Origin of the sequence: Mannheimia sp. USDA-ARS-USMARC-1261 (assembly GCF_000521605.1) — a bacterium.
Classification (GTDB): Bacteria; Pseudomonadota; Gammaproteobacteria; order Enterobacterales; family Pasteurellaceae; genus Mannheimia; species Mannheimia indoligenes.
Genome location: NZ_CP006942.1, coordinates 635631 through 657149, shown reverse-complemented (window position 1 = coordinate 657149; position 21519 = coordinate 635631). Strand labels below are relative to the sequence as shown.

Annotated in this window: 14 protein-coding genes, 1 tRNA gene and 3 rRNA genes; 7 read left to right on the top strand and 11 right to left on the bottom strand. The window is 41.5% G+C overall.

The genetic code is table 11. The features are described from left to right. Positions 1-40: 40 nt before the first annotated feature. The 3 genes from hpaC to rsmD all read right to left on the bottom strand — a co-directional run bounded on the left by hpaC (position 41) and on the right by rsmD (position 1550). The gene (hpaC, locus tag X781_RS03245) at positions 41-553 is read right to left on the bottom strand and encodes a 4-hydroxyphenylacetate 3-monooxygenase, reductase component (RefSeq protein WP_025235539.1); all 513 of its coding nucleotides are present in this window, start codon (positions 551-553) and stop codon (positions 41-43) included. A gap of 11 nt (positions 554-564) precedes the next feature. After that, entirely contained in the window at positions 565-876 is a 312-nt protein-coding gene (locus tag X781_RS03240; protein ID WP_025217831.1) for an HI1450 family dsDNA-mimic protein, read from the bottom strand. Positions 877-959: 83 nt separating this feature from the next. Further along, entirely contained in the window at positions 960-1550 is a 591-nt protein-coding gene (gene rsmD / locus X781_RS03235) for a 16S rRNA (guanine(966)-N(2))-methyltransferase RsmD (RefSeq protein ID WP_025235538.1), read from the bottom strand. A 78-nt stretch (positions 1551-1628) separates the two neighbouring features. On the opposite strand from rsmD, the gene ftsY reads away from it, so the two are divergent. The 3 genes from ftsY to ftsX are packed head-to-tail and all read left to right on the top strand — an operon-like array spanning position 1629 to position 4707. Then, positions 1629-3119: a signal recognition particle-docking protein FtsY gene (ftsY, locus tag X781_RS03230; protein ID WP_025235537.1), complete on the top strand. Its 1491-nt coding sequence runs from the start codon at positions 1629-1631 to the stop codon at positions 3117-3119. Continuing rightward, positions 3112-3765 (top strand): cell division ATP-binding protein FtsE, encoded by a 654-nt coding sequence (gene ftsE, locus X781_RS03225; protein WP_025235536.1) that lies wholly within the window; start codon positions 3112-3114, stop codon positions 3763-3765. The genes ftsY and ftsE overlap by 8 nt, the downstream gene beginning before the upstream one ends. Positions 3766-3774: 9 nt before the next feature. Further along, positions 3775-4707: a permease-like cell division protein FtsX gene (ftsX, locus tag X781_RS03220; RefSeq protein ID WP_025235535.1), complete on the top strand. Its 933-nt coding sequence runs from the start codon at positions 3775-3777 to the stop codon at positions 4705-4707. A gap of 73 nt (positions 4708-4780) precedes the next feature. On the opposite strand, the gene X781_RS03215 is transcribed toward ftsX, so the two are convergent. Both X781_RS03215 and asd read right to left on the bottom strand, forming a co-directional pair. Next, on the bottom strand, positions 4781-5707 hold the full coding sequence (locus tag X781_RS03215; protein WP_025235534.1) for a LysR family transcriptional regulator: 927 nt from the start codon (positions 5705-5707) through the stop codon (positions 4781-4783). Positions 5708-5818: 111 nt separating this feature from the next. Then, complete coding sequence (asd, locus tag X781_RS03210) at positions 5819-6934, bottom strand: aspartate-semialdehyde dehydrogenase (RefSeq protein WP_025235533.1); 1116 nt, start codon at positions 6932-6934, stop codon at positions 5819-5821. Positions 6935-7270: 336 nt separating this feature from the next. Between asd and X781_RS03205 the strand changes: the two genes are divergently transcribed. Next, positions 7271-7567, top strand: a complete 297-nt coding sequence (locus X781_RS03205) for a hypothetical protein (RefSeq protein WP_025235532.1) — start codon at positions 7271-7273, stop codon at positions 7565-7567. A 474-nt stretch (positions 7568-8041) separates the two neighbouring features. Here X781_RS03205 and rrf read toward each other — a convergent pair. The 5 genes from rrf to recD form a co-directional block, all read right to left on the bottom strand. Beyond that, positions 8042-8157, bottom strand: a 5S ribosomal RNA gene (rrf, locus tag X781_RS03200). Positions 8158-8302: 145 nt separating this feature from the next. Then, positions 8303-11203: ribosomal RNA gene (locus tag X781_RS03195) — 23S ribosomal RNA — on the bottom strand. A gap of 272 nt (positions 11204-11475) precedes the next feature. Continuing rightward, positions 11476-11551 (bottom strand) — tRNA-Glu (locus tag X781_RS03190). Positions 11552-11752: 201 nt separating this feature from the next. Continuing rightward, positions 11753-13292: ribosomal RNA gene (locus X781_RS03185) — 16S ribosomal RNA — on the bottom strand. The 16S, 23S and 5S rRNA genes sit together here with 1 tRNA gene alongside, the layout of an rRNA operon. Before the next feature lie 339 nt (positions 13293-13631). Then, positions 13632-15602 (bottom strand): exodeoxyribonuclease V subunit alpha, encoded by a 1971-nt coding sequence (recD, locus tag X781_RS03180; protein WP_025235531.1) that lies wholly within the window; start codon positions 15600-15602, stop codon positions 13632-13634. Between the two features lie 118 nt (positions 15603-15720). Here recD and alr point away from each other — a divergent pair, with 118 nt between their 5' ends. Beyond that, positions 15721-16845 carry an alanine racemase gene (alr, locus tag X781_RS03175; RefSeq protein WP_025235530.1) on the top strand — a complete coding sequence of 375 codons (1125 nt, stop codon included), beginning with the start codon at positions 15721-15723 and terminating at the stop codon, positions 16843-16845. Positions 16846-16918: 73 nt separating this feature from the next. Here the strand turns inward: alr and sodA are convergent, their stop codons facing one another. Then, entirely contained in the window at positions 16919-17560 is a 642-nt protein-coding gene (gene sodA, locus X781_RS03170; RefSeq protein WP_025235529.1) for a superoxide dismutase [Mn], read from the bottom strand. Positions 17561-17937: 377 nt separating this feature from the next. Here sodA and thrA point away from each other — a divergent pair, with 377 nt between their 5' ends. Together thrA and thrB are read left to right on the top strand one after the other, a co-directional pair. Continuing rightward, positions 17938-20394: a bifunctional aspartate kinase/homoserine dehydrogenase I gene (gene thrA / locus X781_RS03165; RefSeq protein ID WP_025235528.1), complete on the top strand. Its 2457-nt coding sequence runs from the start codon at positions 17938-17940 to the stop codon at positions 20392-20394. Next, complete coding sequence (thrB, locus tag X781_RS03160; RefSeq protein WP_025235527.1) at positions 20394-21341, top strand: homoserine kinase; 948 nt, start codon at positions 20394-20396, stop codon at positions 21339-21341. The genes thrA and thrB overlap by 1 nt, the downstream gene beginning before the upstream one ends. Positions 21342-21519 lie beyond the last annotated feature (178 nt).

Below are 21519 nucleotides of genomic sequence, written 5' to 3'. Positions count from 1 at the left end.
AAAAGTCGGATTTGATCAAATTTAGGTGAAATATATTTTATTAATCAATGCTTATACTTCTAAATTGACGAGCAAAATAGACTAAACTGTGATTTGGCTCTACATCAATGTGGCTCACTTCCACCACAAAAATAGTATGCGTTCCCACTGCGTGAGTATCGACAATATTTCCTTGTAAAGCAGAAATTGCACTGCGTAGCACAGGCTGATCATCGAAGCCGTTATCCCAAATATCCCAACTAAAACGTTCTTCCATTGTGCTTTCAAGGATTGCAGCGAAATGCTTGGCAATATCTTCTTGCTCGTGGCTTAACACATTAATACAAACCTTGCCGTTTTGTTTGATAATATCGTGAACGTGGCTGTTTTTATTAATACAAAAAAGAACTGTGGGAGGAGCATCTGTTACCGAGCTTACTGAAGAAACAGTTAGTCCTGCTTTACCTGCAATACCGTTGGTAGTAACAATACTAACCGCTGATGATAAATGTGCCATTGCTTCACGGAATTGTAGTGAAGCCTCAATAGGTTGAGATGTATCAATGTTCGACATATTTTTCCTTATTATTCTTTCCAAACAACGTGATATTCACGATTTTCTTCTTCGTGAGAAATTAAGAAGCGGGCGAACACATCGTCCATTTCATCTTGCTCGTTCACTAAACCGACCCAAACCTCCGCGAATGCCTCAGGGTCAATTAATGTGCCGATTTCTTGATCCCAATCATCACGAGTTTCGACCATTTCGACCGCACCACGCTCTTCAAATTGGAGATTGAATAGTAAAATGTCAGCAGGATCTAAATTCTCGCCTGCCATTTCTAAGAAAATATCGTAAGCAATATCAATTGCTTCATCAGGTGTTAATTTTTTCATACTCTTAATTCTAATTGTATTGTTACAAAAATGTTATACAGATACATTGTATTTTATATCTTTTAGTTATAAAAAACAAAAGTTTATGCTTGAATTAGACGACTTACCACCATTCCGGCTGCTTTTTCTTTTAAAATCTGCCAGCCTTCAGGTAAATCTAATGGAACGTGATTTTTCTCTGTTTCTACATATAAAATCGCATTCTCTGCCAACCAATGATTTTCAACTAACAGTTTTAATACTTGTGGCACAAGATTTTGATGAAAAGGTGGATCGATAAATACAATATCGAACGGTTCGCTGCTATTTTTATTTGACAAATAGTGCAATGTATCGGTATGAATAACCGAACCATTTTCCGTCTTTAATGTTTGCAGATTTTTCTTCAATAGATTTGCCGCATTTGCAAATTTTTCCAAAAAAACGACCGCTTGTGCTTGGCGAGAGAGAGCCTCGAAACCCAGTGAGCCACTACCGGCGAAGCAATCCAGACAGCGTGAGTGAGCAATATCGTGCATTAACCAATTAAACAGTGTTTCTTTTACTCGATCTGTGGTTGGGCGTAGCCCTTCTGCATTCAACACCGGCAATTTTCTACCTCGCCAAAGCCCGGCAATAATACGCACTTCACCCATTTGCTGGCTAGATTGCGGAGAATTTCGATTTTTTTTCATACTCACTAAAGGAAAATAAAGGTTTTTTTGATAAACTATGTAAGTTTAGTCTATTTTTAGTATAAATGAGAGAAAAATATGTCAGAAAAGAAAAAAGGTTTTTGGTCTTGGCTTGGATTTGGTAAGAAAGAAGAAGCAAAACAGGAAGAGATCCAACAAGAAATTATTCAGCCAGAAGAGCCTGTCATTATTGAACCGGAAGCCGAGAAATCGTTTTCTGAGAAATTAGACGAGCTGGAAGATAAAATTGAAGAAAAGGCAGATCAACTAGAAGATTATGTTGAGGAAAAAGAAGATCAGCTCGAACAGAAATTTGAGCAGGTTGAAGAAAAATTTGAGCAAAAAGTCGAAGATTTCAAAGAGTTTGTTGAAGAAAAAGTTGAAGAGGTAAAAGAATTCTTTGATGATGTTGAAGATAAAATCGAACAAACATTTGAAGAAGAAAAAGGCGAACAAGCGGTCGAAAATCTGCAAAATATTGCGATTGAACAGCTAGATCTCAACGAACAAGAGCAAGTTGCTTACCAAGTGGAAAACGCTGTAGCTGAGGAAGTCGCGACAACCGAATTAGTGAATAATGTTCAAGACATCGTTGAAGAGCCAACTATTCAAGACGAATACCAAGAAAAACCAAGTCAGGGTGGTTTCTTTAGCCGTTTAATTCAGGGCTTAATTAAAACCAAACAAAACATTGGTTCGGGTTTCCGTAATTTCTTTAGTGGTAAGAAAATTGATGATGAATTATTTGAAGAGCTAGAAGAACTGTTACTTGTGGCGGATTTAGGTATGCCGACCACACAAAAAATTATCAACAATTTAACGCAACACGCTACTAAGAAGCAGCTAAAAGATGCGGACTTACTTTATCAACAATTAAAAATTGAGTTAGGCGAAGTGTTAAAACCTGTGGCTCAACCACTAGTGCTTGAAGAGAAAAAACCGTATGTGATTTTAATGGTTGGCGTGAATGGTGTGGGTAAAACTACGACTATCGGCAAATTAGCCCGTAAATTTCAAAATGAAGGAAAATCGGTAATGTTAGCTGCGGGTGATACCTTCCGAGCAGCAGCGGTGGAACAACTTCAAGTTTGGGGTGAACGAAATAACATTCCTGTGGTAGCACAAAGTACAGGTTCAGATTCTGCATCAGTTATTTTTGATGCAATGCAATCAGCTGCTGCAAAAGGCATTGATGTGCTTATCGCCGATACGGCTGGGCGTTTGCAGAACAAAAATAATCTGATGGACGAGCTGAAAAAAATTGTGCGTGTAATGAAAAAATATGACGAAACTGCACCGCACGAAATTATGCTTACCCTTGATGCAGGCACAGGACAGAATGCGATTAGCCAAGCAAAACTGTTTAATGAGGCAGTTGGTTTAACCGGTATTACATTAACCAAATTAGATGGTACGGCAAAAGGTGGGGTGATTTTTGCGATTGCAGATCAATTCAATATTCCTATCCGTTTTATCGGTGTTGGCGAGAAAATTGAAGATTTGCGTCCGTTTAACGCAGAAGAATTTATTGAAGCCTTATTTAGCCACGAGGACGAACATAATGATTAAATTTACTAATGTGAACAAGGTTTACAAAGGCGGTAAACCGGCTTTACAAGGCATTGATTTTCATCTGCCCGCAGGTGGAATGGCATATATTACCGGGCATTCCGGTGCGGGTAAAAGTACGCTTTTAAAATTAATTATGGGGATTGAGCGTGCCAATGGCGGACAAATTTTGTTTAACGGACACAATATTACCCGCCTTTCTCATCACGAGTTGCCGTTTTTACGCCGCCAAATCGGAATGGTGCATCAAGATTACCGTTTATTAACCGATAGAACCATTTTAGATAATGTTGCCCTTCCGTTAATTATTTTAGGTATGAACCAAGCCATTGTGGAACGTGAAGCTCGCATTGCTCTTGAGCGAGTAGGGCTTTCGGATAAAGCAAACTATCTGCCATTACACCTCTCCGGTGGCGAGCAGCAACGTGTGGATATTGCCAGAGCTATTGTACATCGTCCAACGCTCTTATTGGCTGACGAGCCAACAGGAAATTTAGATGAAAAGCTTTCGTTTGAGATTTTCCGATTATTCGAAGAATTTAACCAAGTGGGTACAACGGTGCTGATTGCTACGCACGATACTAATATTATCTCAAAACGTCCAAAACCGTGTTTGGTGTTGGAACAAGGGCATCTTAAATTTTAAGGGAAGATTATGATTCGTTCATTTAACAAATTAGGTGCTCAAACCAGCTACTCTTTACGAGCGGTTTGGCAAGATTTAATGAAACGCAAGTTAGGTACATTTTTAACCATATTAGTGATTGCGGTTTCACTCACGATTCCAACGGTAAGTTATTTACTATGGAAAAATACACACACTGCAGCAACGCAGTTTTATCCAGAACCACAGCTTACGGTTTATCTACATAAAAACTTGGCTGAACACGATGTAAATACGGTGGTCGATCGTATTCGAGCCTATGAAGCGGATAAAATTGACTCGTTTAATTATATTTCTCGTCAGCAGAGCTTAGAAGAATTCCGTTCTTGGACAGGCTTTGGAGAAGCATTAGATATTTTAGATGAAAATCCATTGCCAGCGGTGGTTACCTTAAAACCTAAGGCGAATTTCAATAATGCTGATGCAATGGTTGAGCTACGCAATGGCTTACAACAAATCAAAGGCGTACAGGAAGTTCGTTTAGATAATGGCTGGTTAGAAAAATTAACTGCCTTAACTTGGCTCATTGCACGGATTGCGATTGTATGTACATTACTGATGCTATTAGCAGTCTTTTTAGTGATTGGAAACAGTGTAAGAACTGATGTGGCGAACAGCAAAGCTGCAATTGAAGTTCAGCAAATTCTAGGGGCAACCGATCACTTTATTGCTCGTCCATTCCTCTATACAGGAATGATTTATGGCTTTTTCGGTAGTTTATTAGCGGTATTGTTTAGTGCGGTAACTATTAGTTACTTTACGGGTATTGTGAAATATGTAACCGATATGTTCACCGTTCAATTTGAATTGAAGAGCCTAAATTTTAGCGAAGCCTTTTTCTTAATTGTACTTTGTGTCTTTATCGGCTGGTTGTCTGCAAAAGTGGCGACAATGCGGAATATTTTTAGAATTGGTAGCCGATAATCTCTTTTTAAATAAAAGCGGTCTATGTTGTTCAATTTACAAAATAACCAACAAAATAGACCGCTTGTTATTTCTATTCCAACACCATTAAACCCGGCAGAGTTGCAAAACTTTGAGCTATTACAGTATCGTGAAAATCATTTAGGTAGGCAAGGGCAATATCTGCCTCTCGAATCGCACCGTAAAGGTTGCTATATAAACCTTGTTGAGTAATTTTGCGAGCTACTACATAGCCTCTATCCAAATAAGGTTTAACCGCCCAATAAGGCAGTGCAGCAACTCCTCGACGGCTTGCCACAAGTTGAATGATAGCAATGGTTAATTCACTATTACGACGAGTAACTTTAATACCGGCAGGGTTTAGCACTTTACGTAGTAAGTCTAGCATATCATCAGGCACAGGGTATGTGATGAGCGTTTCATCTTTAAAATCTTTAGCTTCCCATACTTCTTTTGCGGCTAGAGGATGATCTTTCGAGCAAATTCCAACCATTTCATAAGAAAATAGCGGTTTACAAATAATACTTGAGTTTTCTTCAACTTCCGACACAATTGCCAAATCCGCCCTATGGCTTAATAATAGCCCCACAGTATCAGTATGGAAGCCCGATACAATATCTAATTCCACTAACGGCCAGTGGTGGCGGAATGTATCCATTGCGGGCATTAACCAGTCAAAACAAGTATGACATTCCACCGCAACACGTACTTCTCCCACTTCGCCTTGTTTTACACGAGCTAAATCAAGCTCAGCCTCAATAACTTGCGGCAAAATATCATAGGCAAGTTTAATTAGGCGTTCTCCCGCTTGAGTGAAGCGAATAGGTGAGCTTTTACGTTCAAAGAGGGTAAGATCATACTGATCTTCTAATAGTTTAATTTGATGTGAAAGGGCTGATTGGGTTAAATGGACACGCTTTGCAGCCAAAGATACGCTTCCGCTTTCTTTTAAAGCAACTAATGTTCGTAAATGGCGGATTTCGAGGAAAATGGGTTTCATAATTTATTCATCTAAAAGTGAAAAAAGATGAAAATAATTATAACAAACAAGCGGTCAAATTCTGCAAAAAATTTACAAAATCTGACCGCTTGCAAGTATTATGAGAACAAATTATTTAGTTAGTTGAACTAAAATACGGCGAACAGGCTCTGCTGCACCCCATAATAATTGGTCTCCTACCGTGAATGCCGCTAAATATTCGCCGCCCATTGCTAATTTACGTAAACGACCAACCGGTACGCTTAGTGTGCCGGTTACTTTAGCAGGGGTTAATTCACGTAATGTAGTTTCTTTATCGTTTGGAATAACTTTCACCCATTCGTTATGAGCTGCGATAATTTGCTCAATTTCCGCTAATGGAATATCTTTTTTCAGTTTAATGGTAAACGCTTGACTGTGGCAGCGTAATGCTCCAATACGCACGCATAAACCATCAACAGGAATTGGATTTTCGCTTAAACCTAAGATTTTGTTTGTTTCTGCATAGCCTTTCCACTCTTCTTTGGTTTGCCCTGTTTCAGGTAATAATTTATCAATCCAAGGAATTAAGCTACCACCTAATGCTGCACCGAAGTTTTCGGTTGGGAAATCATCAGCACGCATTTTTGCCGTGACTTTACGTTCAATGTCTAAAATTGAAGAAGCAGGATTTGCTAATTCAGCTTTTACGCTATCTTCCAATTCGCCCATTTGTGAAAGTAATTCACGCATATTTTTCGCACCAGCACCTGAAGCTGCTTGGTAAGTGGCAACAGAAACCCATTCCACTAAATCTTTCTCGAATAAGCCACCAATTGCCATTAACATCAAGCTTACTGTACAGTTACCACCTACGAACGTTTTAATGCCGTTTTTCAAACCTTCTGAAATCACGTGTTGGTTTACCGGATCTAATACGATAATCGCATCGTCTTTCATACGAAGTGCAGAGGCTGCATCAATCCAGTAGCCGTTCCAGCCACTTTCTTTTAATTTTGGATAGACTTCGTTGGTATAATCGCCACCTTGACAGGTTACGATGATGTCTAATTTTTTTAATTCTTCAATATCAAAGGCGTTTTTTAATTCGCCGGCATCTTTACCGCCAAACACAGGGGCTTTTTGACCCGCCTGTGAAGTTGTGAAGAAAATTGGATTGATGTTAGCGAAGTTATTTTCTTCAACCATACGGTCCATTAATACTGAACCCACCATTCCACGCCAGCCGACAAAACCTACATTTTGCATTATGTTTGCTCCTAAAATAATTGTTATAAATAATTGTGAATAAATACAGGATTTTCATTGAAAAATCAATGTTTTTTATTTATTTGCAAAACTTTGACAAAATTTGACCGCTATGGGTAAAATTGAGCTACCAATTATGGCTTATCTATAAAATAAGGAAAGTTTGTGAAAATGAAAACCGCATTAACTAATCTTGTCAGTAGCGATGCTAATATGGCGTGCGGTGTAATTAAATAAAATTTGATTTGGTGCATAAAGTGTTGGTTTAAATATTATTCCAACACTTTTTTATTTCTAGCCATTGCCATATAATTAATTACTTTTAAGGAGAAATATATGTCTATAAAAACAAAAAAAGAACCTCGTAAAATACTTCCGGAACAAGTGGCTTTTTCTAAGAATTCGCCGGTTTATATCCCTCTTTTTCTTGCAGATAAAACAGCAAGAGTACAAGCAGTATGGGAATTAGAACTTGAAAATGGCGAACGTGATTCAGGAAAAGTGAAACGCAATCGTATCCAATTTCACCGATTACCGCTAGGTTGTCATAAATTAACAGTTATTTATGGAACACCGCTTTTAGGGCAAGGTAAAAAGATTGCTGAATGTTCATTACATATTATTGATGAGTAATGAAATAAAAGTTTAACACAACATCTATCTGTTTTCTGATTAGAAAATCACACTTAAGCAGCTTGGAAATATCAACCTATTGAACAAATAGTATATAGGACACTTTTGATTATGGTAACCATATAAGTAACCAAATTAATTACTCTTTGCTACGAAATCTATATTCCATATAGTTTTATTACTCGTAAATCAATTTTTTGAATGAGTTGTAAAAATAAACAAAAATACTCATTACCAACAGCTTGGTCCTATAGGCATATAAAATGTCCTTCGTATTCTTAAATACAGAAATCTGTTAATCTGTTAATCTGTTAATCTGTTAATCTGTTAATCTGTTAATCTGTTAATCTGTTAAAAATATTATATTCAAAAACCCCCAAGTATCTCTACTTAGGGGCTCTTTATGCCTTGTTTATTTATGTTTATGTCTTCGTTCTTTTCTTCTGTCTCTTCCGCTTTCGCTTCAAATTAAAAACCCGACGATGCTCTACTCTCACATGGCGAATCACCACACTACCATCGACGTTACTGCGTTTTACTTCTGAGTTCGGAATGGAATCAGGTAGAACCACAGCACTATTGTCGTCGGGAAAATCCGTTAAAATCTAAAAACAAGCTGTTACTTTGAGTATGCTTTCTCTGTTCGTCTTTTCTTTGTTTGTCTTCTGTTTAGTCTTTACTCTACTTCGCTTCTCGTCTTTCTCGCTTTCGCTTCCAAAAACACTTGAGCGTTGTATAGTTAAGCCTCTCGGGCAATTAGTACGTGTTAGCTCAACGTATCACTACGCTTACACACCACGCCTATCTACGTCGTAGTCTCCAACAACCCTTACAGACTTATAGTCTGGGAGAACTCATCTCTTGGCAAGTTTCGTGCTTAGATGCTTTCAGCACTTATCTCTTCCGCACATAGCTACTCGGCAATGCGTCTGGCGACACAACCGAAACACCAGCGGTGCGTCCACTCCGGTCCTCTCGTACTAGGAGCAGCCCCAACCAATTCTCCAACGCCCACGGCAGATAGGGACCGAACTGTCTCACGACGTTCTAAACCCAGCTCGCGTACCACTTTAAATGGCGAACAGCCATACCCTTGGGACCTACTTCAGCCCCAGGATGTGATGAGCCGACATCGAGGTGCCAAACACCGCCGTCGATATGAACTCTTGGGCGGTATCAGCCTGTTATCCCCGGAGTACCTTTTATCCGTTGAGCGATGGCCCTTCCATTCAGAACCACCGGATCACTATGACCTGCTTTCGCACCTGCTCGACTTGTCTGTCTCGCAGTTAAGCTTGCTTATACCATTGCACTAACCTCACGATGTCCGACCGTGATTAGCAAACCTTCGTGCTCCTCCGTTACTCTTTGGGAGGAGACCGCCCCAGTCAAACTACCCACCAGACACTGTCCGAGTACTCGTTCCGAGCACTTCGTTAGAACATCAAACGTTAAAGGGTGGTATTTCAAGGACGCCTCCAACAACACTGGCGTGTCATCTTCAAAGGCTCCCACCTATCCTACACATCAAAATTCAATGTTCAGTGTCAAGCTATAGTAAAGGTTCACGGGGTCTTTCCGTCTAGCCGCGGGTACACCGCATCTTCACGGCGATTTCAATTTCACTGAGTCTCGGGTGGAGACAGCCTGGCCATCATTATGCCATTCGTGCAGGTCGGAACTTACCCGACAAGGAATTTCGCTACCTTAGGACCGTTATAGTTACGGCCGCCGTTTACTGGGGCTTCGATCAGGAGCTTCTCTTTCGATAACACCATCAATTAACCTTCCAGCACCGGGCAGGCATCACACCCTATACGTCCACTTTCGTGTTTGCAGAGTGCTGTGTTTTTAATAAACAGTTGCAGCCAGCTGGTATCTTCGACCGGTTCAACCTTCACCCGCGAGGGGCTACAATCTACGCCGGCGCACCTTCTCCCGAAGTTACGGTGCTATTTTGCCTAGTTCCTTCACCCGAGTTCTCTCAAGCGCCTGAGTATTCTCTACCTGACCACCTGTGTCGGTTTATAGTACGGTTCAGTGTAATCTGACGCTTAGTGGCTTTTCCTGGAAGCGTGGTATCGGTTACTTCAGCACCGTAGTGCCTCGTCATCATCTCTCAGTGTTAATGGAAGACCGGATTTGCCTAATCTTCCCACCTACCAACTTAAACAGGGATATCCAACACCCTGATAACCTAACCTTCTCCGTCCCCACATCGCAATTACACCAAGTACGGGAATATTAACCCGTTTCCCATCGACTACGCTTTTCAGCCTCGCCTTAGGGGCCGACTCACCCTGCCCCGATTAACGTTGGACAGGAACCCTTGGTCTTCCGGCGAACGAGTTTTTCACTCGTTTTGTCGTTACTTATGTCAGCATTCGCACTTCTGATACGTCCACCAAACTTCTCAATTCAGCTTCTTCCGCTTACAGAACGCTCCCCTACCCAACAATGTATCCATTGATGCCGCAGCTTCGGTGACTAGTTTTAGCCCCGTTACATCTTCCGCGCAGGCCGACTCGACTAGTGAGCTATTACGCTTTCTTTAAATGATGGCTGCTTCTAAGCCAACATCCTAGCTGTCTAAGCCTTCCCACTTCGTTTCCCACTTAACTAGTACTTTGGGACCTTAGCTGGCGGTCTGGGTTGTTTCCCTCTCCACGATGGACGTTAGCACCCACCGTGTGTCTCCTATGCATTACTCTTCGGTATTCGCAGTTTGCATCGGGTTGGTAATCCGGGATGGACCCCTAGCCGAAACAGTGCTCTACCCCCGAAGGTATTCACATAAGGCTCTACCTAAATAGATTTCGGGGAGAACCAGCTATCTCCCGGTTTGATTGGCCTTTCACCCCCAGCCACAAGTCATCCGCTAATTTTTCAACATTAGTCGGTTCGGTCCTCCAATTAGTGTTACCCAATCTTCAACCTGCCCATGGCTAGATCACCGGGTTTCGGGTCTATACCTTGCAACTACACGCCCAGTTAAGACTCGGTTTCCCTTCGGCTCCCTTATTCAGTTAACCTTGCTACAAAATATAAGTCGCTGACCCATTATACAAAAGGTACGCAGTCACAGAATAAATCTGCTCCCACTGCTTGTACGCACAAGGTTTCAGGTTCTATTTCACTCCCCTCGCCGGGGTTCTTTTCGCCTTTCCTTCACAGTACTGGTTCACTATCGGTCAATCAGGAGTATTTAGCCTTGGAGGATGGTCCCCCCATCTTCAAACAGGATATCACGTGTCCCGCCCTACTTGTTGTTAGCCTAGTACCACAAGAATGTTTTCGGATACGGGATTATCACCTTCTACGATTGAGCTTCCCAGCTCATTCTCCTAACAAACTTGCTATCACTAACTGGCTCTTTCGCGTTCGCTCGCCGCTACTAACGAAATCTCGGTTGATTTCTTTTCCTCGGGGTACTTAGATGTTTCAGTTCTCCCGGTTTGCCTCATTATCCTATGTATTCAGATAATGATAGTAGATTCTTCATCTACTGGGTTTCCCCATTCGGATATCTTGGATTAAACGCCTCTTATCGACTCATCCAAGCTTTTCGCAGATTAGCACGTCCTTCTTCGCCTCTGATTGCCAAGGCATCCACCTTGTGCGCTTAGTCACTTAACTATACAACCTCAAATGTTTTCATTTAAATTTTCATTTAAATCAATCAAACGATTTTATTTGAAGCGATATTATTCAACTAAACACTTGAGTGCTTTTGTTCACTCAAGATTTTTTATACTCAGACTTTCAATTTATTCACTATTGCTTTTTGCTTTTTGCTTTTTGCTTTTTGCTTTTTGCTTTTTGCTTTAGTGAACTTGAAAAATCTCTCAGTTTTTCAGCTTGTTTCTAAATTTTTAAAGAACATTAAGACAATAAAAATCATCTTTAAATGGCGTCCCCACGGGGATTCGAACCCCGGTTACCGCCGTGAAAGGGCGATGTCCTAGGCCTCTAGACGATGGGGACATCATTTAAAGATGCTTTCCGCTTTGCCAGTTTAGGTCAAGTATTCTAGCAATTTTTGCAAAATTTTTCAAGATTCTAACCGCTTGAATGCCTAAATCTCATTCATCTTTTTTTTGTCCTACTGCTTTATCAAACAATCTGTGTGAACACTTGCTGTCGTTCTGGCTTTACGCCATCAAGCTCTCGCTTCTTGATTCTTGGTAAGGAGGTGATCCAACCGCAGGTTCCCCTACGGTTACCTTGTTACGACTTCACCCCAGTCATGAATCATACCGTGGTAAACGCCCCCCTTGCGGTTAAGCTATCTACTTCTGGTACAACCCACTCCCATGGTGTGACGGGCGGTGTGTACAAGGCCCGGGAACGTATTCACCGCAACATTCTGATTTGCGATTACTAGCGATTCCGACTTCATGGAGTCGAGTTGCAGACTCCAATCCGGACTTAGACGTACTTTGTGAGATTCGCTCCCCATCGCTGGCTCGCTGCCCTCTGTATACGCCATTGTAGCACGTGTGTAGCCCTACTCGTAAGGGCCATGATGACTTGACGTCATCCCCACCTTCCTCCGGTTTATCACCGGCAGTCTCCTTTGAGTTCCCGACCGAATCGCTGGCAACAAAGGATAAGGGTTGCGCTCGTTGCGGGACTTAACCCAACATTTCACAACACGAGCTGACGACAGCCATGCAGCACCTGTCTCAGAGCTCCCGAAGGCACACTCGTATCTCTACAAGCTTCTCTGGATGTCAAGAGTAGGTAAGGTTCTTCGCGTTGCATCGAATTAAACCACATGCTCCACCGCTTGTGCGGGCCCCCGTCAATTCATTTGAGTTTTAACCTTGCGGCCGTACTCCCCAGGCGGTCGATTTATCACGTTAGCTACGGGCACCAGACTCAAGGTCCAATCCCCAAATCGACAGCGTTTACGGCGTGGACTACCAGGGTATCTAATCCTGTTTGCTCCCCACGCTTTCGCACATGAGCGTCAGTACATTCCCAAGGGGCTGCCTTCGCCTTCGGTATTCCTCCACATCTCTACGCATTTCACCGCTACACGTGGAATTCTACCCCTCCCTAAAGTACTCTAGACTCCCAGTCTGAAATGCAATTCCCAGGTTAAGCCCGGGGCTTTCACATCCCACTTAAAAGTCCGCCTGCGTGCCCTTTACGCCCAGTTATTCCGATTAACGCTCGCACCCCCCGTATTACCGCGGCTGCTGGCACGGAGTTAGCCGGTGCTTCTTCTGTAGTTAACGTCAATTGATTGCTCTATTAAAACAATCACCTTCCTCGCTACCGAAAGAACTTTACAACCCGAAGGCCTTCTTCATTCACGCGGCATGGCTGCATCAGGGTTCCCCCCATTGTGCAATATTCCCCACTGCTGCCTCCCGTAGGAGTCTGGACCGTGTCTCAGTTCCAGTGTGGCTGGTCATCCTCTCAGACCAGCTAGAGATCGACGGCTTGGTGAGCCATTACCTCACCAACTACCTAATCTCACTTGGGCTCATCTTATGGCAGGTGGCCCGAAAGTCCCACCCTTTAGTCCGTAGACATTACGCGGTATTAGCTACCGTTTCCAGTAGTTATCCCCCTCCATAAGCCAGATTCCCAAGCATTACTCACCCGTCCGCCACTCGTCAGCAAAGAAGCAAGCTTCTCCCTGTTACCGTTCGACTTGCATGTGTTAAGCCTGCCGCCAGCGTTCAATCTGAGCCATGATCAAACTCTTCAATTAAAAGTTTAATCGCTCAATACTGCTGACATAAAATAATCACACTAATTTAAGTAAACTTAAAAAAGTTAAAATGAATTTCTAGTTAGCACCTATTAAGACTTCAAAATTAAAAAATATTTTCAAAATCAAGTCAATCAACAAGTGCCCACACAGATTGTCTGATAAATTGTTAAAGAGCAAAATAAAACGACGCACCGGAATCAAACTTAATCTCTTCACAACAGTGCGTCGTTGTGTGGGGTGCATTATAGAGAAATCTAAAATGAACGCAAGTGTTTTTTGCAAAAAATTTTAAAAAAATCACCGCCTGTTGAATTTATCGGCAATTTGATTATTCCATTAACAAAACTTGCTAATTAATTGCTCTTTTAAGCCACTTTGTCTTTCTGTCTTAGATCCTACACTATATTTCCATACTTTCTCGCTACCAAATAACGTGAATTTATCTTTAGCTCGAGTAATCGCTGTATAAATTAGCTCTTTCGTTAATACAGGAGAAATCACTAGCGGCAATACTAAAACAGTATGCTCAAATTCCGATCCTTGCGATTTATGCACTGTCATAATATAAGCCGCTTCGTAACTTGGAATTCTACTCAATGGCAAGCTATGATATTGTTCGTCTGATTGTTGAGAATCAAAATAAACTCTCGTTTCTCCATTTTCATCAGATAAAATAATGCCAATATCGCCGCTGGCGATTTTATTTGTCGGCATATTTTCGGTAATGAGAATGGGTTTGCCAATATAGCGGTCTCGGCTATGATTAAATCTCACCAAGCCAGCTTTACGCAAGCCTTCCGCTATCGCTACATTTAATTTTTCAACGCCTAATTCACTGACACGCAATGCCGATAGAAAACGTACTTTTTGGAATTTGTCAAAAATGGTTTTCACGCTCATAGCCTGCGGATTTTCTTCTCTTTGCTGCACCGCTGTCAAATAAGCCCGATAAAGTTCTACGGCTTTATCCACAACCATTTGCACGCTTTTTTCAAGCCAATTTGATTTATCTGCCATATCCTTTGTTTCAGGATAAATCCTATTCTCTAACTTACCGCTGTCTTGGTATTTAGCAAAGATTTCCCAAGAATAATTAATTTTTTGATCATTAACCGCATTAGCTAGTTCACCAATCCACATTTTTTCGCCGAAACGATAGCTATGTTTTAAATGAGCCAGTGAATCACCAATTGCCAAAGCATTACCTACTTCTATTTCATAACCAGTAACCTTTTTTAAATAATCACAATGAGATTGACTATAGCCATACGCCAAGAATGAAGCTAACTCGCCCATAATAGATCCCGCCTCAACGGAAGCAAGCTGGTCTTTATCCCCTAACATAATCAAGCAAGCGGTTGGCTTCAATGCTTGCACAATTTTTTCCATCATTGATACATCAATCATCGAGGCTTCATCTAGTACAACCAAATCATAATGGAGTGGATTTTTCACATTATATTTTGTTTCATCGGTTAAAGGTCTTGCACCAAGTAAACGGTGAATTGTTATTGCTTCTGTTGGAATGGCTTTAATTAATTCGGGCGAAAGTTGTTTTTCCTCCGCTAATTTTCCCTCAATCGATTCTTTCATTCTTGCTGCCGCTTTGCCCGTTGGGGCGGCGAGGGCAATCTGGAGAAAAGGTTGGTGTAGCTCTCGCTGTTTTAGTTGAAGCCCGAGCAATAGTTTCACAACCGTAGTGGTTTTCCCTGTTCCCGGTCCACCGGAAATAAGGCTAAATTGTTTTTCAAGTGCAGTTGCAACCGCCACTTTTTGCCAATCAATTTCTTGTTGAGGGTTTGATTGACGCTCAAATAGTTGCTCAATAATTTTTTTATTTAACTCTGCATTGGTAAATTTTTCTGAAAATTTGACCGCTTGTTGCAAATAAACCGCAATATTATGCTCTGCCTGCCAATAACGATAAAAATAAAGCAGCCCATTTTGGAACAACATCGGAGCAATTTTTTCAGGTAAATGGCTAAAAGCAATGTGATCTTTTAACACTTCTTGCCATTCAAGCGGTGAAATTTTTCCAATTTTTTGCAAAATTGCCTTAAGTATATGATGGCATTGCGGTTTTGTACTCAACTCAAAAAGATTAGAAAGTTCTAAAGAATTTAAACGTAACGCCGTATGCCCTAATCCAACTTGATAAGAAATCAATGCAGCAAGCAACACCGCCAGATCTTTTTGCTGCTGAGGATAATTATATTGCATTTGTTTGCTCTCAATAAAAGTCGCAAATTGGTAGTTTAAATCAGAAATAATCTTCTCTTTTTTTAGTTCGAATAATAAATTTAGCATATAAAACTTCTCACATTAGTTCGCTAATACTAATCTTTTTTGCATTATTTTCTAAGGGATTTTTCATTTTCAGCGTATAATTTCGCACACTTATTATTTTAATGTCGTTATAAGAAATATGAAACCAGCCACAGCCACTATTGATAGCCAAGCCCTTCGCCATAATATCCAACTTATTAAATCTTTTGCTCCACAGCAAAAATTATTAGCGATGATTAAAGCCAATGCTTATGGACAAGGTTTACTGCCTGCCGCCGCCACACTGACAGATTTAGTCGATGGCTTTGGTGTTGCCCGCTTGCGTGAAGCGTTGGAAATTCAAGAAACCGGCTACACCGGCAAAATTGTTCTGGTGGAAGGTTTTTTTGATCGTGAAGAGTTGCTTAAAACTCTTTCTCGTAAATTTGACACTGTGATTCATAATATTGAACAGCTCGAATTACTTGAACAAGTCAATCAAGAGTGGGAAGAAGAACAGAAAAAAGGCTTTTGGAAACGCAAGGCGAAAATCTATTTTCCGATTAATATTTGGCTCAAAATTGATACCGGTATGCACCGCTTGGGCGTTCACCCCGAACAAGTGGATATGTTTGTAGCACGTTTACAAAAATGTGCGTTGGTTAATTCCATTAGTTTTGTCAGCCATTTCAGCCGTGCAGATGAATTAGATTGTGGCTATACGGAAAAACAGATCGCCGTCTTTGAACAAGCCACCGACAGATACAAAACTCACGACCGCAGCATTTCCGCCTCAAGTGGGATTCTTTATTGGAAACAAGCCCATTACGATTGGGTTCGCCCCGGCATTATTATGCACGGAATTTCTCCACACTACAGCCCGATTACTGATTTAGGTTTTAAGCCTGTAATGACCCTTTCTTCCTCACTGATTGCGGTTCGCACCCACAAAGCCGGTGAGCCGGTTGGCTACGGTGGAGCTTGGGTAAGCCCGAAAGATACCAAACTGGGTGTAATCGCAATGGGCTACGGTGATGGCTACCCTCGCAACGCCCCTGAAGGCACGCCTGTTTTGGTAAACGGTAGAATTGTGCCGATTGTCGGGCGTGTGTCAATGGATATGCTCACGGTTGATTTAGGGGCTGACAGCCAAGATAAAGTGGGCGATAAAGTGATTTTTTGGGGAGAAAAATTACTGATTGAAGATGTGGCTAAACACATCGGCGTGATTAGCTATGAGCTGATTACCAAGCTCACTCCTCGTGTGATTTTTGAATATCAATAAAATAACAAGCGGTTAAATTCTGCAAAAAATCTGCAAAATTTGACCGCTTGAATATTATTTCTGGCGAATTAAATTATTTCGCACAACCGCAAGTTGCCACTTTCTCTTCAAAACGGCGAGCGGCTTCGTCCCAGTTTACTACGTTCCAGAACGCTTTAATGAAATCCGGACGGCGGTTTTGGTAGTTTAAGTAGTAAGCGTGTTCCCACACATCTAAACCTAAAATCGGGTAGCCTGAAACGCCAGCTACTTCTTTACCCATTAATGGGCTGTCTTGGTTTGCAGTTGAAACCACAGCTAATTTGCCTTCTTCAGCCACTAACCACGCCCAGCCTGAACCCAAACGAGTGGTTGCTGCTTTTTCAAACTCTGCTTGGAATGCTTCTACCGAACCGAAATCACGCACGATGGCATCTTTTAATGCACCTTGTAAAGTTGTACCGGTTTTTAAACCTTTCCAAAATAAAGTGTGATTTACGTGTCCACCCACGTTGTTGCGTGCTGCAACACGTTTTTCAGCAGGCACTTGGCTTAAATCTTTAATCAATTCCGCAGGGCATTTTTCTAATAGCTCTGGATGAGCTTCTAATGCCGCATTTGCATTGTTGATATAAGCTTGGTGATGCTTAGAATGGTGGATTTCCATTGTTTTTGCATCGAAATGTGGCTCTAACGCATTGTATGCGTAGCCTAGTTCTGGTAATGTGTATGCCATTTTTTTGTCCTCATATATAAAGGTTAATCACTCATTGCTAAGTTTAGCATTTTTTTTGATCTAAAACAAGAAATCTATGATTTAATCTTCAGATTAATCACAATTAATGCAATAGGCAAACATAGCAGGCGATAAAAAAGCACAATTTTCCACAAAAAAAGATTGACAAAAGAAAAGGTTTGCCACATTCTCTCAATTAATTCATCTTTATTGAGAAATAACAAAATGTTTCACTTAGCAACCATTATTACTACCACGATTACCATTATGCAATCACATAATGCGGGTGAGTGTTGCTAAAAAACAGAATTTAAAATGCCCGCTACAAGCGGGCATTTTTGTATAAAAATTTGCAAATATTAATATCAGGAGAAACTATGCGAGTTCTAAAATTTGGTGGCACATCGCTTGCCAACCCGGAACGCTTTATGCAAGCGGCGGATATCATCGAAAAAGCCCATCTAGCTGACCAAGCAGCGGGTGTATTATCCGCTCCGGCTAAAATCACTAACCACCTTGTTGCCATTGTCGATAAAGCTATCGCCGGTGAATCCTTTGAATCTAACCTTTCTGAAGCCACTGAAATTTTCCACAATATCATCAACGGTTTATATGAAGCCAATAATAACTTCGCTCGTGAAGCATTATTAGCCTTAGTTGAAGCAGAATTAGCCCAAATTCAACAGGTAGCAGCTGACTCGGCAAAAAGCAAATCTTTATCGGATGATATTGCAGCGACCATTCATTGTCGTGGAGAAAAACTTTCTATTGCAATGATGCAAGCGTGGTTTGAAGCGAAAGGATATGATGTTACCCGTATCGATCCTGTGGAAAAATTATTGGCTCACGGCAGCTATTTAGAATCTTCGGTGGATATTGCTGAATCAACCAAACGTGTCGATGCCGGCTCAATTCCTAAGAAAAACGTGGTATTAATGGCAGGCTTTACCGCAGGTAATGAAAAAGGCGAATTAGTGCTTTTAGGTCGCAACGGCTCTGACTACTCTGCAGCTTGCTTGGCTGCTTGCTTAAAAGCAGATATTTGTGAAATTTGGACCGATGTGGACGGCGTTTACACCTGCGATCCTCGCCTAGTACCAGATGCCGTATGTTTAGAGTCAATGAGCTACCAAGAGGCAATGGAGCTTTCCTACTTTGGAGCGAAAGTAATCCACCCTCGCACTATCGGACCGTTAGTGCCGTTAAATATTCCGTGCTTAATTAAAAATACAGGAAATCCAGACGGCAAAGGCACATTGATTGACAGCAATGTAGCAACCGATGGCTTAAAAGTAAAAGGGATCACCAACCTCGACAACGTGGCAATGTTCAATGTGTCAGGTTCGGGTATGCAAGGTATGGTGGGAATGGCTGCTCGTGTATTCTCCACGATGTCAAAAGCCGGCATTTCAGTCATTTTAATTACTCAATCTTCCTCAGAATATAGCATCAGTTTCTGCGTACCGGCAAAATCAGCAGAAAAAGCTTTAGTGGCACTCAATTCAGAATTTGCTCACGAATTATCAGAAAACTTGCTTGACCCAATTGATATTATTAAGGATTTATCCATTGTGTCTGTGGTTGGGGATGGTATGCGTACCGCCAAAGGTATCGCTGCTCGTTTCTTCTCTGCCCTAGCTCAAGCGAATATCAGCATTGTGGCAATCGCACAAGGTTCATCAGAACGCTCAATTTCAGCAGTTGTGCCACTAAATAAAGCGATTGAGGCAGTAAAAGCAACTCATAAATCGCTATTCAACAGCAAGCGTGTGGTCGATATGTTTTTAGTCGGTGTCGGCGGCGTTGGCAGCGAGTTAATCGAGCAGGTTAAGCAACAAAAGGAATTTTTGGCAAAGAAGGACATTGAGATCCGAATTTGTGCCTTAGCCAACTCGGATAAAATGTTGCTGAACGAAAACGGCTTAAATTTAGATAACTGGAAAGAAGATTTAGAAAAAGCAATCCAGCCGTCTGATTTTGATGTGTTACTTTCATTCATCAAATTCCACCACGTTGTAAACCCGGTATTTGTGGATTGTACTTCGGCTCAATCTGTGGCGAATCTTTATGCTCGTGCATTAAAAGAGGGCTTCCACGTGGTTACACCAAATAAAAAAGCCAACACCTCTGGCTATGATTATTACTTGGAAATGCGTGAAAATGCACGCCAAAGCCAACATAAATTCCTCTATGAAACCAATGTGGGTGCAGGTTTACCGGTGATAGAAAACCTACAAAACCTTTTGGCAGCAGGCGATGAAGTCGAAAAATTTGAAGGGATTTTATCAGGCTCACTTTCCTTTATTTTCGGCAAATTGGAAGAAGGTTTAACTCTCTCTCAAGCGACTTTAATTGCAAAAGAAAAAGGCTTTACCGAGCCTGATCCTCGTGATGATTTATCCGGTGCGGATGTCGCTCGTAAATTGTTAATTCTTGCTCGTGAAACCGGCTTACCGCTTGAATTTGACGATATTGAAATTGAAGGTGTATTGCCAAAAGGGTTCTCAGAAGGAATGAGCCGTGATGAGTTCTTAGCTGTTCTGCCATCATTAGATGAAGAATTTGATAAACGTGTGCAAGCAGCTAAAGCCGAAGGCAAAGTGTTACGTTATGTAGGCTCAATTACCGGCAATAAATGCCGTGTGGCGATTGAAGCCGTTGATGAAAACCACCCACTTTACAAAGTGAAAGACGGTGAAAATGCCCTAGCCTTCTTAACTCGCTATTACAACCCAATCCCACTCCTCCTACGAGGCTACGGAGCAGGCAATAGCGTAACAGCAGCCGGTATTTTTGCCGATATTCTTCGCACTCTACACGGAGGAGCAAACTAATGGTTTTACGCATTTATGCACCAGCATCCAGTGCCAATATCAGTGTCGGTTTTGACTCTTTAGGGGCGGCAATTTCTCCGATTGATGGCTCATTGCTCGGTGATGTCGTCCAAATCGAAGATTGCGATCAACTCTTTGAATTAGAAAGTGCTGGCTATTTTGTGCGGAAACTGCCAAAAGAGCCACAAAAAAATATCGTTTATCAAGCCTATGTGCTTTTCAGCGAACGCTTAAAACTGCGAGGCGGCAACGTAAAAAATTTGCGATTAACACTCGAAAAAAATATGCCGATTGGCTCAGGGCTTGGCTCGAGTGCTTGTTCAATTGTGGCAGCATTAGTGGCTCTCAACAAATTCCACGATGAACCTTTCTCGAAAATGGAATTATTGGAAATGATGGGCGAACTGGAAGGTAGAATTTCGGGTTCAATCCACTACGATAACGTAGCTCCTTGCTACTTAGGTGGCTTACAGCTAATGACTCAATCGCTCGGCAACATTTGCCAACCGTTGCCGTTCTTTGATGAATGGTACTGGGTATTGGCTTATCCGGGCGTGGAAGTTTCCACTGCGGAAGCCCGTGCAATTTTACCGAAGAGCTACACTCGCCAAGATATGATTCAGCAAGCCCGCTATTTAGGCTCTTTCGTTCACGCCTGCCACACTCACCAAGATGTGCTAGCCGCAACGATGATGAAAGACCTTATTGCCGAACCGTATCGTGAAGATTTGCTCCCTAACTTCCCAACCGTTCGACAAGGCTGTAAAGATTTAGGGGCATTAGCGGTTGGTATTTCCGGCTCAGGCCCAACGATGTTTGCCATCGCTCCTGATTTGGAACACGCCCAACGATTAGTGAACTACTTGGAAAAAGAATATCTACAAAACAACGAAGGGTTTATTCACATCTGTAAGGTCGATAATCAAGGGGCTAGAGAGCTAAAATAATCTCTATTCCCAATAGTCAATTGCGGTCAGATTTAGTAAATTTTTTGCAAAATATGACCGCTTACTTTTTGCCTATCTCAACATATTCTATTTGGTTATATAAAATACCTTCTAGCTACTAGCAAATCACTCAAAAATAAGTATGATAAAGTTAAATTTTAATACCTAATCTAATAAG

Excerpts from the sequence above, each read along its gene's own strand:
- hpaC (WP_025235539.1), bottom strand. The coding sequence starts at position 553 with ATGTCGAACATTGATACATCTCAACCTATTGAGGCTTCACTACAATTC.
- X781_RS03240 (WP_025217831.1), bottom strand. The coding sequence starts at position 876 with ATGAAAAAATTAACACCTGATGAAGCAATTGATATTGCTTACGATATT.
- rsmD (WP_025235538.1), bottom strand. The coding sequence starts at position 1,550 with ATGAAAAAAAATCGAAATTCTCCGCAATCTAGCCAGCAAATGGGTGAA.
- ftsY (WP_025235537.1), top strand. The coding sequence starts at position 1,629 with ATGTCAGAAAAGAAAAAAGGTTTTTGGTCTTGGCTTGGATTTGGTAAG.
- ftsE (WP_025235536.1), top strand. The coding sequence starts at position 3,112 with ATGATTAAATTTACTAATGTGAACAAGGTTTACAAAGGCGGTAAACCG.
- ftsX (WP_025235535.1), top strand. The coding sequence starts at position 3,775 with ATGATTCGTTCATTTAACAAATTAGGTGCTCAAACCAGCTACTCTTTA.
- X781_RS03215 (WP_025235534.1), bottom strand. The coding sequence starts at position 5,707 with ATGAAACCCATTTTCCTCGAAATCCGCCATTTACGAACATTAGTTGCT.
- asd (WP_025235533.1), bottom strand. The coding sequence starts at position 6,934 with ATGCAAAATGTAGGTTTTGTCGGCTGGCGTGGAATGGTGGGTTCAGTA.
- X781_RS03205 (WP_025235532.1), top strand. The coding sequence starts at position 7,271 with ATGTCTATAAAAACAAAAAAAGAACCTCGTAAAATACTTCCGGAACAA.
- recD (WP_025235531.1), bottom strand. The coding sequence starts at position 15,602 with ATGCTAAATTTATTATTCGAACTAAAAAAAGAGAAGATTATTTCTGAT.
- alr (WP_025235530.1), top strand. The coding sequence starts at position 15,721 with ATGAAACCAGCCACAGCCACTATTGATAGCCAAGCCCTTCGCCATAAT.
- sodA (WP_025235529.1), bottom strand. The coding sequence starts at position 17,560 with ATGGCATACACATTACCAGAACTAGGCTACGCATACAATGCGTTAGAG.
- thrA (WP_025235528.1), top strand. The coding sequence starts at position 17,938 with ATGCGAGTTCTAAAATTTGGTGGCACATCGCTTGCCAACCCGGAACGC.
- thrB (WP_025235527.1), top strand. The coding sequence starts at position 20,394 with ATGGTTTTACGCATTTATGCACCAGCATCCAGTGCCAATATCAGTGTC.